This window comes from Phaeodactylibacter xiamenensis, from assembly GCF_965229835.1.
In the GTDB taxonomy this organism is placed as follows: domain Bacteria; phylum Bacteroidota; class Bacteroidia; order Chitinophagales; family Saprospiraceae; genus Phaeodactylibacter; species Phaeodactylibacter xiamenensis.
On sequence record NZ_OZ245931.1, the window covers coordinates 3,858,388 to 3,871,020 of the forward strand.

Sequence of the window (12,633 nt, forward strand, 5' to 3'; positions counted from 1 at the left end):
CATGTTTTTTCATTTAAAAAGTGAGCCCACCGCCTGTATCGTGGGTAAAATCAGGAGCATTGGCTATAGACGTGCTCTATAATCGTATAAATTTAAACTGCCTTTGTGAAAAAATTTTGCACTCTGCTATCTTCCTGATTTTACAGCAACCGTTGAGTTAGGCTAAAAATTATATTCCAGCCCCATAATTCGAACTCCATTAACTGGTGAGGTCCCTTCATTTTCTCCAACAGAAAATGTAGGTCCTACACTCCATGTGAAATTTAAAAGCTGGTGATAAGAAAGCACAAAACCAACATAAGGTTGAGCATCAAAGTACTGCCATTTAGCACCTGCTTCTTGTGGTGCTAACCAAGAATAATTGGCAAAATGCACTTCTACTCCAAGCATTGGTGAAATATTCCAATTCCCGTTTTTACTAATACGAATTGCTCGAAATTTATTTGGATTTTTAAAACAAAGTGGATAGAATCTTGATTGCAAACCAATTCCAAAACCTTTATTTTGATTAATTATTGGGTCAAGATTGTTTTCGTAATAATAAAAGGTTCCCTGAACTCCCAAAAGTATCGCTTGATTAAACCAATAATTCACTCTTGGAACAATAGTAAACTCACGGTAACGCGCCAAGGGAGTTGTTTGTCCTGGTCTGCTTTGATACTCTGTGAAAGTTATCCCCGCTGATGTGATTCCAAAATTCCATTTTCTTATTTTATCATCTTCCCAAAAAAGCACGTAAGTCTCGGGTTTTTTTGGCTTTTTCAAAAAACGAGATTTAACTGGTGTGTTGTATTTTTTTGAATAATGATACTTCAATCCAATGAATGGTTGTGTCCAGTTGTAAATATCTTCCGGACCTTGAAGCGGTGAATAATTTATAAATCCTGCTTTTAGGTGTATTCTATCCTTTACTTTAAAATTTGCACCTAAGCCCATTTGAAAAAAATGATTGATTCGATCAATTGAACGACCTTCCTCATCTCCACAAGGACAATGATTTGTTAAAGCATAGCCTGTTTCTAAGTAAATACCTAATCGTTTTTGAGCGCGGAAATTAAACTGCGCAAAAAAGCTTCCTCCGTAAGACCGGTCTATAGGTTCTCTAATTACTCTATTCGCAATAGACATAAGTTGAGTACCTATTCTTAGTCGTTCTGTGATCGGCCAGGTAAGGGCAAGATTTGTCGTGTTTTCATAGTAAAACTCATTTGAATTTACATTAGAAGAAATAGAGTAGCGTTCTAATTTCAAAGTAGTAAAATATGCCTCGATTGCGGGCATTTTGGACCATTCATTAGTTTGCCCATTCAAACCTAAACACAGAAAACACATTATACTGAGAATACAAATCTTAAAATCAATGGCTTTCCTCATTAAACTTTAATCTTAGTGTATGTTTGGAGGTGCACTTTGGTTATCAGCCGAAGTGCACCTCCAAACATACACTTAATCATAGGAGGCTAAAATTAGCCTCCTATGATTAAGTGTAAAAAATTAAATGCCAACTGTCCACCAACTCGAGGCTCTATCTTCTACTGAGGGAGGTAAGTTCAAACAGTTAAAACCCCAAACTGTTAAACCAAAGATCGGTCTTCTATAAAATGACCTATCAAAACAAGTATGATAACCACCGATAAATAGCCCCTCAAATGCCGAAGCCTCATTATTGTTAAAAATAAAGAAAGGAGTGCCAGCTAAAGGAAGTGTAACATTAAATGCATCGTTGCAAAATAGATTTTTAAAAAGAACGCCCATCACTGTTCTCTGGTTATTAGCATTTGCAAAATCTGTAGGTAAATTCTCTTCCAAATAGCGTTGCTCGTAGTCTAAATAAAATTGAGGGACAGCACCATTTCTCTCTAAATAATCAACTGCGCCACTTGTTTGTGCATAATCTCTTAAATGTGCAATTATTGCTTGTTGTACATCGTACTTTCTTCCAATTTCACTACGCATATAATTATCGTAGTCATTAGGGTTTGAAAACGCCATATAGTAGATATTCTCTGATTCAGGATTGTCTTTCTCCCCAATACTAATATGATAAGTCATCCCTTTGGTTCTAAATTGAAAATTCCTTTTGTCAGTAACTTCATCGTCAATAAGGAAAATAATGTTTTCATCTGTTTTTGCACTTTGCGGGGTAAGTTGGTTCAAAACCTCGTCTTTAGAGGTTACTTCTGGTGTTAAACCATCATTTTTTGAACATGAGGATAACAACACACCAACTAATACAAAGGTGACAAAGCTAAATTTTAAAATAGTCATTGCAGAAAAGTTAAAAGTAGGTTTTCGCAGGCACGTTCTTTTTGAGAGGCCCTCACTGCTCCAGCAATATCGCTTTTAAAGGAATAAAGGTAAAACGTGCACCTCTTGTTTGTATCTTTCTCCGAATCATAATAGTGATGCTCATCGCAACACTATCGCATTTTTATTTTATGGCTTTTTTCGTTTGTTAATCATCCACTCTAAAATCAAAACTCTATGAATTTCAACCACCCTACTCTTTGCCACCAACACTCAGAAGTGAACTGCTGCTCACCGTTTTTGTACATTCTCCATCATTGCTACAGGGGCTGCAGTTGCCGCGGTCTCCACCGTTGAACCTTGGCTCGCAACCGCCGGTTTCTTGAGAACAATCAGAGGTGGTACAACTAATCGTGTAATTTACTCTCAATACAGTGCCATCTGCTTTTTCTACCCGAAATGTGGATTTGTAGGCTTTGCCTAAAAACACCAATGTATAAGCTCCCTGAGCAGCTGTTTCTATGCTCACCTCCGTAAATTCACCGTTGATTCCTGAAAACCGCTGTAGGTTTTGGTTGTAAGCCCGCAGCAGCTCCGTTTTGTCAGCAGTCAGCACTGCTTTACTATCCTAGATCTCTCCGATGGCCATCCAGCCCTTTTGAGCGTGAGTACAACTGAACGCTGTCAGCCCTAAGAGAACCATTAAAATTAAATGCTTCATGATTGAAAATTTTGAGGTACCCTACAAACATAAGCCCCGTTTGTGCAAAAATTTTGCACTCCCCGATTTTCCCGCCATTTTTTTTGAAGTTTTTGGCGAAAAACCCCACCAAATCATTCCTCCGACCCCGCCTCACCCGGATAAAGCAGCCCGTGCAGGTCTCCCGGCAATGGCGTTTCGTAATAATAGGAGCGGCGTTGGTCACAGTAGACGACCTCGGCCCCCAGTTCTTTCAGTATTTTCAGGTAGTTGTAGATGGTACGGCGGCTGCAGCCAAAGCGGGCGGCGAGCTGATCAGAGGAGCCTGTGGCTTTGCGCCGGATCAGATCGTCCAGGCGGTCTAAGTGTTGAAGTTGAGCGATTAGTTTCATCTTTTTGGTATTTAGGGGTTTGCGCGATTCTTTGTTATGCCATTGCACAAGTACAATCCCGGCAAAGACAGTGCAAGGGCAACTCAACGAATGTTCTCACACTCTTTGAAAGCCCAGTTCCTGGATTCGTGCAATTAATGTAGTTTGATGCCAATCTGATGATCAGACAGAACGGCGTAAAACGGGTTAGTTAGAGTGCGCTTTTGTGTTTAACATTGTTAAATTTACATTTTTCCCTTCAAAAGTGCAAGGCAGATGGATTTTTTTAATTCTGCCCGCTGCCTTACCCGCTGCTTATTTATTTTTGTTTCCTACCTAAAACCTTTTAAATTGAGGGCATAGCTCTAAACAGAAAACTACGCATACCCCAGGGAACACTATCCATCATGATCCGTCTTCTTTTGCTTACTGTGGGATTGGTGAGCTGCTTCAACGCATGGAGCAGTGACCGGGAAGTGGTGTACATCGACTCCATCGCTGTGACCGGCAACAAGCAAACGCTATCGGAAATCATCCTGCGGGAGATGTCCATACGGGAAGGGGATACGATACTCCTGGAGGAACTGCCGGAGAAGATTACGTGGTCCGAACAGATGATTATGAACACCGGGCTGTTCAACCGGGCGCAGATCAGCTATCAGGCCTGGAAGGGGGAAACCAATGAAGTCCAACTGCTGGTGACGGTGGAAGAGATGTGGTACCTGTACCCTATTCCGGTGTTTGAGCTGGCGGACCGCAACTTCAATGTCTGGTGGGTAGACCAAAAACGCTCGCTTGACCGCACCAACTACGGTGTGGACTTTGCCCACATCAACCTCACCGGGCGCAAAGACAAGCTCAAAGGGTCGGTGAAGTATGGCTACACGCGCAAATATGCATTGTCTTACAGCATGCCCTACCTCAACAAAGCCCAAACCCTGGGCGCCTTCGCAGGGGTGGGCTACTGGCGCAACCGGGAGGTCAATTACCGCACGACCGATAGCCGGCAGCAGTTTTTCCGGTCAGAAGAAGGCTTCATTTACGAGCGGTTTACCGGTGAAGCAGGCATTACCTTCCGGCCACAGCTACAATCTTATCACGATTTGGAACTTAGCTTCACGCAAAAGCGCATTGGGGATGAAATCGCCCTGGACCTCAACCCGGACTATCTGCTGGACGGGCGGCACCGCATCCGCTACTTTGCGCTGCGCTACAACTACTTCCACGAAAACCGGGACGTGGCCCCCTATCCATGGGAGGGGTCATTTTGCTATGGCAGCCTCCTCAAAGAGGGCCTGGGCCTCTTTGGGGAACGCTCCGGGCTTACCCTTTTCACCGGTTACGGAAAATACATCCCCTGGGGCGAGCGCTGGAGCCTGGGCCTGGTGATGCGCACCAAGCTGTCCATCATCCGCTCCCGTCAGCCCTATCAGGACAACCGGGGGCTGGGCTTCAGTGGGCATACCATGAGGGGATGGGAATACTATGTCATCGATGGCATGGACATGGCGATGGGCCAATCGAGCCTTCGTTTTCGTTTTGCCGAGTATAATTTCAACTTTGGTAAACTTATGCCAATTAGTCAACTCCGCCGCATGCCCATCAAACTTAACCTCTCGCTCAACAACGACCTGGGCTACGTCAACAGCCCCTACGCCCGCCCCGACAACCCGCACAGCAACCGTCTGCTATGGGGCGGCGGCATAGGGCTCGACATCGTGCTCTACTACGACAAAGTGATCCAAATCCAATACAGCCTCAACGATTTGATGGAAAAAGGGTTATTTTTACACCTTAGCATGAATATTTAGTGTAGCTCAAAGAGCAGCCACTTCAGGTTTGTCAACTTTGTTGGTGTTACCTTATAAAAACTCCAGGGCTTTTAGAATCATTCCAGAAGATGCAAGTAGTCGTTTACAGCAAAGTTCTCAAGGAAAAAGACATCCCGCACATTCAGCACCTCTTCGATGCCCTGCATGAGGAAGGCATCCACGCTTACGTCTATGCCCCCTATCTGGAGCAGCTAAAGGGAGAAATCCGCCTGCCGGCACAAGTGGGCACCTTTGGAGGCTACCTGGACTTTACCACCCATAAATTCGATTTCTTTATCACGCTGGGAGGCGATGGCACGATTCTGGCCGCCACTACCCACATCCGTGACAGTAAGGTTCCTATTTTGGGGATCAACCTGGGGCGGCTCGGTTTTCTGGCCAGTATTGAGAAAAAGCGCATTCACGACGCCATCAAACTGCTCAAGCGTGGTATGTACAGCATACAGGAACGCTCCATGCTCTACCTGGAATCCAACCTGCCCATATTCGGGGAAATCCGCTTTGCGCTAAATGACATCACGCTGCTCAAGCGGGACACCTCCTCAATGATCACCATTCACACCTTCATCAACGGGGCTTACCTCAACTCCTACTGGGCGGATGGCATCATTGTGGCGACACCAACGGGCTCCACCGGTTACTCCCTGAGTTGCGGCGGCCCCATTATTTTCCCCAATTCCGGCAACTTTGTCCTCACCCCTGTAGCTCCGCACAACCTTAATGTCCGGCCCATTGTCATTTCAGAAAGCTCCGTCATTTCATTCGAAATTGAAGGGCGGGCAGAAAATTTCCTCTGCACGCTGGACTCCCGCTTCGAGACGATCACGGCAGCCCATCAGCTGGCCGTCCGTAAGAACGACTTTGGTATCCGCCTGGTACAGCTTCATGACGTCAGCTTTATGGACACAATCCGGCAAAAGCTCGCCTGGGGATCAGATACGCGAAATGATGAGTAACACTCTAAAACACAATTCCCATGCAAACCACACTGCAACTGAACGGACAGACCTACAGCACTGACTTACAACAGCCACTCGATATTGCTATCCCACTCAAAGCGGGACTGGAAACAGTCAATTGTTTTTATGCCCCTCCTATGGAACACAGCCCCGTAGTAGCCGGTGATTTCATCGGGTCTACACAGGAAGGCGGCCCGGTTAACTTCCTCACCGTACGCCTGACGCCACACGGCAACGGCACTCATACCGAATGTGTAGGGCACATTGCAAAGGAGACCTACACTATCAATCAGTGCCTGCAACAATTCCACTTTCCAGGCCAGCTTATCAGCGTCTTCCCCACCAAAACTGATGAGGGAGACCGGGTAATCTACCGGGAACAACTTGAGGCTCTGCTTGGAGCACATCCGCCCACGACCGCCCTGATCATTCGTACCTTGCCCAATGATGACCTCAAAATGATCACCAACTACTCCGGAGCCAATCCGCCTTATCTGCACCACGAGGCCATTAGCTACCTCGTGGAACGGGGCGTTGAACATTTGCTGCTCGACCTGCCCTCTGTAGACCGGGAAGAGGATGGCGGGCAGCTACTCGGGCACCGGGCTTTCTGGCAATATCCGGAGGCTCCCAGGGCACATTGTACCATAACTGAGCTGATTTACGTAAACAATTCCATCCGGGATGGTTTATACTTACTGAACCTTCAGGTGGCCAGCTTTGAAATCGACGCCAGCCCGAGCAAGCCGGTTCTGTACGCTTTAGAACGCTTCGAATAGATGCCATTTTATCAGTCCACATACCATTCCAAAACTTTCCGTGACTTCAAAGGGATTGAGGCCACCAACTACCGGCGTATTATCCATTTCTACGAAGACCGGGAGGACACGATTCGCGGACTGGACTTTGAGGAATACTTCGAAATGCTTGTGGCTTATGTCAATAGTCTCTTTGAAGTGGGCTTCCACCAAAAGCATCTGTTGATGGTCGATGTGGCGATCGAGGAGGTCATTGTGCAGAATGTGGCGAGCCCGCCGGGAGAAAACCTCTACGAACAACTACTTTTCAGAAAAGCTGCTTCTCACTTTCAGTGCCTACAATACGAAAAGTGCCATTACATCCTGCTGCAGCTTATCCGAATTGACCCCTACCACAATGACGCGATTGGCTTTCTCAAAAAATGCCTTCGCCGGATGGAGCCTGCCTTCCTGGAACGTGCCAAAGCCACGGCTATTTTTCTTTTCCTGCTTGCCGCACTGGTGATTTCTATCGAAGTGCTGCTCGTCCGTCCTTTTTATGAGATGCACACTGGCCTCGTGGAACGCTCCCGGAATACTATCTTCGGCATTGGCTGTCTGTCTCTGGTCGGGGGGCTATTATGGCACCGGTTTCGGGTCGAACAACGGGTAGAGCGGATGGTACAGCAAATCCGCCGCGAAAAACTGCTCCGGCAGGAAAAGTAATACCGGTTTAACGTCTTTCGGGCTGGCAATGCCGGTGATTCCCACTATATTCGCAGCAAAAATCCATGAAACCAACTTTGCTTATCCTTGCAGCCGGTATGGGCAGCCGCTACGGTGGCCTCAAACAGCTCGACGGCCTTGGCCCCAACGAAGAAGTGATCATTGAATACTCCATTTACGATGCCATCCGCGCCGGCTTTGGCAAAATCGTCTTTGTCATCCGTGAAGATATTGAGGAGGCTTTCCGCGAAAAGTTCGGCGGCAAGTTCGACGATAAGGTGGAAATCGAGTATGCCTTTCAGGCCATCAATACCCCCGTGGAGGGCATCAGCGAACTCCCTGAACGGGAAAAGCCCTGGGGTACAGCCCACGCTGTGCTGGTCGCTCACGACAAAATCAACGAGCCCTTCGCGGTCATCAATGCGGATGATTACTACGGCATCAGCAGCTTCAAGGCAATGGCAGACTTCCTGAAAAACGACTGCGCACCGGACCACTACAGCATGATTGGTTACCAACTGGATAAGACACTCTCTGATGCCGGCCATGTCAACCGTGGGGTGTGTGAAGTAGACGAAGCCGGCCACCTGACCGATGTGGTGGAGCGCCACAAAATTCAGCGCACGCCCAATGGCATTGTATACGAAGAAAATGACGGACAGCACCCGCTAAGCCCGGACGCACTGGTGTCCATGAACTTCTGGGGTTTCCATCCCAACGTTTTTGAGGTCACCCGGCAGCACTTCATCGAGTTTGTAGAAGCGCACCGGGATCAGCCCCGTGCGGAGTTTTACATCCCGCTCGTCATCAACCGTCTGATCAATGAGGGTAAAATTGACCTCACTGTCATCCCTAATGCGGAGCGCTGGTACGGCGTGACTTACCAGGAAGACAAACCCATGGTACAGGAAGCTTTCGCCAAACTGACGGCAGAAGGCCAGTACCCTAAGCACCTGTGGAAGTAGTCTGCATTTAGCAATAATTGACCGCTCTTAACACCTAAGATCGCTTAGCTTTCAGAAAAATCACCTGTTATGACTGCTAAGCGATCTTTTGTTTTTTCTCTTTTCCTGCTTACCGGGCTATTCCTTGATGCACAATCCAAAAGCGGGTTTGCCCCGTCCAAAGGCGTAAATATATATTACGAAGTTTACGGATCAGGAACGCCAATGGTCATTATCAACGGTGGCCCGGGCTTCAACAGCAAAGGCTTTCAGGCACTGGCTGAATCCCTCAGTGAAGATTATCAGGCCATCCTGTATGATCAGCGGGGTACGGGACGGTCTAAAATGGAAAAGATCACTGCTGACAATATGACGATGGACCTGATGGCGGCCGACCTTGAAGCGCTGCGTATCCACCTTGGATTAGAGCAATGGACCATCCTGGGCCATTCCTTTGGCGGCATACTCGGCAATTACTATTTATCCAAATATCCGGCTGCAGTTAAAGCTCTGATTTCCTCCGCGTCCGGGGGTATTGATCTGGGGCTGCTTGAAGATTATGATATCACCCGCATGATGACGGAAACCCAGCGGGATTCCTTTATATACTGGACAGAACAGCTTCAAGCCGGCGACACAACACAAACTGCACAACAACAGCGGCGTTTTTTTATGGCTACTGCCTATGTTTATGATGACCAATATGCCCTTCAGGTGGCGGACCGGCTGGCGCAGGGTAATATGCGCATCAACCAGTTGATCTGGCAGGACCTGCAACGGATTGGGTACGATGCCAAAGCCGCAGCCAGTGATTTTCATAAGCCGGTATTGATTATTCAGGGAAAAGAGGATGTCATTATACCCAAAATTGGGGAAAGGGCCCATCAGGCTTTCCCCAATTCCACCCTTGTCCTGATACCGGAATGCGGACATTACGGTTGGCTTGACCAGCCCGGAGTTTACTTTGATGCCATCCACAACTTCATGGAGGCGGTAGCTCAGCTTACCAGGATCGAAGGGTTTAAAAAGTAAATGAGCGCCAAGTTATGGCAGATAAAAACGAATACCTGCGCCTCCACCCACGGCACCGGCTGTGCCATCAGTCAATTTCAGGCGCGGAGTCACCTGCCCAAAGACTTCAATGGTACCGAAAATGATATTCAGGCCAAAATTGCCACTAATACCAGCTTCAAAATCCTGATCCGATAGAGACTCCCCTCCGGTGTCACGAATGCCCGCAAAGGCACCTGGCCCTACAAAATAGTGCAAGCGTCCGGAACTCCCGATATGGTTTTCTATGAGTCCGTGGATATTGAGGAAGAAAAAATCATTCAAGTCCCAGGCTGCCAGGATATCGGTTGACATGCCATTGGGGTTGTACACTTTCACGCTCAGCCCGGTTGGTTGCCCGAATTGCGCACCGATACCAACAGAGCCCGGATTACGGTCCTGAGCCTGTAGAGCCATTGAGAACATAAAGGCAAAAACAGCCAGTGTTACTTTTTTCAAGTAGTTCATGGTTTATACAGTTTTCATTCGCTTTAGAAACTGAAAGTTGTAGCTGGTGTTCGAAACAGCCCACAAACGAACACCACTGCGATCTACGCCTTTTACAGCAAATAAACCTATTGAACCATGAAAACAACAATTCGATTTTTCTGGGTACCTGTACTAGCCCTTAGCCTGCTGCTTGGTACAGCCTGCAATACCACAAAAACATCAGAAGGTGCCGTGATTGGCGGAACAGCCGGAGGCGTCATCGGCGGTGTTATTGGCGGGGAGGACAATACCGCTGCGGGCGTTATTATCGGCTCTGCCATAGGTGGTACAGCCGGCGCCCTTATTGGCAATTACATGGACAAGCAAGCCGATGAAATTGAAGAAGACCTCGAAGATGCCGAAGTGGAACGTGTAGGCGAGGGCATTCTCATTACTTTTGACTCCGGGCTGCTATTCGACCTCGATTCCTATCAGCTCCGGGCAGAGACCAAAGAAAACCTGACCGAGTTGTCTGATGCCCTTAAGGAGTACGATGAGACCAACATCATCATTGAAGGGCATACCGACAGTCAGGGAACAGACAGTTACAATCAGCGGCTATCCGAGCGCCGCGCCCGTTCCGTTTCCGGATACCTCGCCAAGCAAAATGTGAGCTCCAGACGGTTTACCGTGAGAGGGTATGGAGAGGAAAAGCCGGTGGCCACCAACGAAACCGCTGCCGGGCGACAGGAAAACCGCCGGGTGGAGGTAGCTATCGTTGCGAATGAAGACCTCAAGGAAGCCGCTCAGGAAGGGGAAATTGGTGAATAAAGCCTCCCTTGTTGCTTTTTTCCACCCAAGATTAGACAGGCTCCTCATGGAAATTCCATGCAGGGGCCTATTTTTGCAGGGAACCATCCATTGACTATGTCTCAGCCTAATGCCTCCGATAACGCCCTCACCTGGAGCGATTTCACGAAAGTGGACATGCGCGTGGGCACTGTTCTGCAAGCCTACCCCAATGCACAGGCCCGGAAGCCCGCCTACATCCTGCATATTGATTTTGGCCCGCTGGGCGAGCGCAAGACTTCTGCCCAAATCACAGACCACTATCAGCCTGAAGAGCTGTTGGGGCGGCAGGTTATTGCAGTGGTCAACTTCCCCCCCAAGCAAATTGCCAATATGATCAGCGAGTGCCTGGTGCTGGGCGCGGTGGGCGAAGCGGGCGGGGTGGTTTTGCTAAATACCGACCTGCCCGTACCTAACGGGCTGCGGATAAGCTAAAGCCTACAGAAGAGGTACGGTTTTTCATTTTCGCACGACTCTAGAAGGCATCTCCGCTATCTTTGAAGAAAAAATATGGCACGACTAAAAGACAAAACCGCCCTCATCACCGGTGCCGCCCGGGGCATCGGGCAAGCCATCGCTACCGTTTTTCACGCCGAAGGCGCCACAGTATTGCTCACAGACATACGTGATGAAGAAGGGCAGGCCATTGCTGATCAACTGGGCGAGCGGGCGCACTACCTCCACCTTGATGTTGGGGAAGAAGCGGACTGGCAGGCGGCAGACCATTTTATCCGGCAGCACTTCGGCTCGCTGCAAGTCCTGGTCAACAACGCCGGCATCACCGGTTTTCTGGAAGCACCCGGCCCTTTTAACCCCGAGCAATCCGACCTAAGCACCTGGGACACCGTACACCGGGTGAACAGCACGGGTACTATGCTGGGCTGCAAATACGGTATTGGGCTGATGAAAACAAGCGGGGGCAGCATCATCAACATCTCCTCCCGCAGTGGGATTGTGGGAATACCGGGTGCTGTAGCCTATGCGTCGAGCAAAGCTGCTGTCCGCAACCACACCAAGAGCGTAGCCCTGTACTGTGCAGAAAAAGGATACGGTATCCGCTGTAACAGCATCCACCCGGCCGCCATTATGACTCCAATGTGGGATGCCATGCTCGGCGAAGGAGAACAAAGAGCACAAATCATAAAAAATGTGGAGGCAGGCATTCCCCTCGGCAAATTTGGTGAGCCGGAGGATGTGGCGTACGCCGCGCTCTACCTCGCTACTGATGAATCGAAGTACGTCACCGGCACTGAGCTGCACATTGACGGAGGAATTTTGGCAGGAAGTGAAGCACGGCCGGAGTGAGGCAGCAGAATGACTTTTCTCATCACCCGAAGTAGCCAAAATCATAGCGCCAACCTGTGAATTGCTATACCTTGAAACTGAATTAAAAATTTACAGTTATGCGCACCCAAACCAAAGCATTCCGAGCAATATTTGCGGTCATCAGCGTAGCTGTCATTGGTATATGGCTGGCGCTTGTTTTGACCGGATACTTAGGCATTATTGGCAACCTGATATTCCTGGGTGGTGCTGCCTGGATTTTCGAACTGTACTCTACAGCACAACGGGAAGGATTTGATTCCCCGCCTGACCGTTCCGTAAAGCGGCGCCCACCGGTAAGAAGTTTAGAAGACTATAGCTTATAAAATTATGATTGCCGATTAGGGGCAGGGCTGGAGCGAACCGCCTTTGCTCGCCCTGCAAGAAAGGTTTGTTCTTGTCCGGTAACGGGCAGGAGCAAGCCTTTTTGCAATTTTGAACCCCTCATTTGCCGTATATTGCCTGT

Annotated in this window: 15 protein-coding genes; 10 read left to right on the forward strand and 5 right to left on the reverse strand. The window is 48.4% G+C overall.

The window, feature by feature from the left end:
- Positions 1–162: 162 nt before the first annotated feature.
- From ACO08I_RS14540 to ACO08I_RS14555, 4 genes are all read right to left on the reverse strand, one after another.
- Complete coding sequence (locus ACO08I_RS14540; RefSeq protein WP_421949683.1) at positions 163–1,251, reverse strand: hypothetical protein; 1,089 nt, start codon at positions 1,249–1,251, stop codon at positions 163–165.
- Between the two features lie 243 nt (positions 1,252–1,494).
- On the reverse strand, positions 1,495–2,268 hold the full coding sequence (locus tag ACO08I_RS14545) for a hypothetical protein (RefSeq protein WP_282782004.1): 774 nt from the start codon (positions 2,266–2,268) through the stop codon (positions 1,495–1,497).
- A 232-nt stretch (positions 2,269–2,500) separates the two neighbouring features.
- Positions 2,501–2,863, reverse strand: a complete 363-nt coding sequence (locus tag ACO08I_RS14550) for a hypothetical protein (RefSeq protein ID WP_282782006.1) — start codon at positions 2,861–2,863, stop codon at positions 2,501–2,503.
- A 218-nt stretch (positions 2,864–3,081) separates the two neighbouring features.
- Complete coding sequence (locus ACO08I_RS14555; RefSeq protein ID WP_421949684.1) at positions 3,082–3,339, reverse strand: helix-turn-helix domain-containing protein; 258 nt, start codon at positions 3,337–3,339, stop codon at positions 3,082–3,084.
- Positions 3,340–3,725: 386 nt separating this feature from the next.
- On the opposite strand from ACO08I_RS14555, the gene ACO08I_RS14560 reads away from it, so the two are divergent.
- From ACO08I_RS14560 to ACO08I_RS14585, 6 genes are all read left to right on the forward strand, one after another.
- On the forward strand, positions 3,726–5,129 hold the full coding sequence (locus ACO08I_RS14560) for a POTRA domain-containing protein (RefSeq protein WP_421949685.1): 1,404 nt from the start codon (positions 3,726–3,728) through the stop codon (positions 5,127–5,129).
- Between the two features lie 89 nt (positions 5,130–5,218).
- Positions 5,219–6,106, forward strand: coding sequence for an NAD kinase (locus ACO08I_RS14565; protein WP_282782015.1), 888 nt, complete (start codon positions 5,219–5,221; stop codon positions 6,104–6,106).
- A 20-nt stretch (positions 6,107–6,126) separates the two neighbouring features.
- Positions 6,127–6,888, forward strand: coding sequence for a cyclase family protein (locus tag ACO08I_RS14570; RefSeq protein ID WP_044217390.1), 762 nt, complete (start codon positions 6,127–6,129; stop codon positions 6,886–6,888).
- The gene (locus tag ACO08I_RS14575) at positions 6,889–7,572 is read left to right on the forward strand and encodes a hypothetical protein (RefSeq protein WP_282782018.1); all 684 of its coding nucleotides are present in this window, start codon (positions 6,889–6,891) and stop codon (positions 7,570–7,572) included.
- A gap of 65 nt (positions 7,573–7,637) precedes the next feature.
- The gene (locus tag ACO08I_RS14580) at positions 7,638–8,537 is read left to right on the forward strand and encodes a nucleotidyltransferase family protein (RefSeq protein ID WP_282782019.1); all 900 of its coding nucleotides are present in this window, start codon (positions 7,638–7,640) and stop codon (positions 8,535–8,537) included.
- A gap of 69 nt (positions 8,538–8,606) precedes the next feature.
- Positions 8,607–9,548 (forward strand): alpha/beta fold hydrolase, encoded by a 942-nt coding sequence (locus ACO08I_RS14585; RefSeq protein ID WP_421949686.1) that lies wholly within the window; start codon positions 8,607–8,609, stop codon positions 9,546–9,548.
- 12 nt (positions 9,549–9,560) lie between these two features.
- Here the strand turns inward: ACO08I_RS14585 and ACO08I_RS14590 are convergent, their stop codons facing one another.
- Positions 9,561–10,034 carry a hypothetical protein gene (locus tag ACO08I_RS14590; protein ID WP_421949687.1) on the reverse strand — a complete coding sequence of 158 codons (474 nt, stop codon included), beginning with the start codon at positions 10,032–10,034 and terminating at the stop codon, positions 9,561–9,563.
- Between the two features lie 117 nt (positions 10,035–10,151).
- Between ACO08I_RS14590 and ACO08I_RS14595 the strand changes: the two genes are divergently transcribed.
- From ACO08I_RS14595 to ACO08I_RS14610, 4 genes are all read left to right on the forward strand, one after another.
- Positions 10,152–10,826 (forward strand): OmpA family protein, encoded by a 675-nt coding sequence (locus tag ACO08I_RS14595; protein ID WP_421949688.1) that lies wholly within the window; start codon positions 10,152–10,154, stop codon positions 10,824–10,826.
- A 96-nt stretch (positions 10,827–10,922) separates the two neighbouring features.
- Complete coding sequence (locus tag ACO08I_RS14600) at positions 10,923–11,279, forward strand: tRNA-binding protein (protein WP_421949689.1); 357 nt, start codon at positions 10,923–10,925, stop codon at positions 11,277–11,279.
- A gap of 75 nt (positions 11,280–11,354) precedes the next feature.
- Positions 11,355–12,149 carry a glucose 1-dehydrogenase gene (locus ACO08I_RS14605; protein ID WP_421949690.1) on the forward strand — a complete coding sequence of 265 codons (795 nt, stop codon included), beginning with the start codon at positions 11,355–11,357 and terminating at the stop codon, positions 12,147–12,149.
- 98 nt (positions 12,150–12,247) lie between these two features.
- Positions 12,248–12,493: a hypothetical protein gene (locus ACO08I_RS14610; protein WP_421949691.1), complete on the forward strand. Its 246-nt coding sequence runs from the start codon at positions 12,248–12,250 to the stop codon at positions 12,491–12,493.
- The last annotated feature ends 140 nt before the right edge of the window (positions 12,494–12,633 follow it).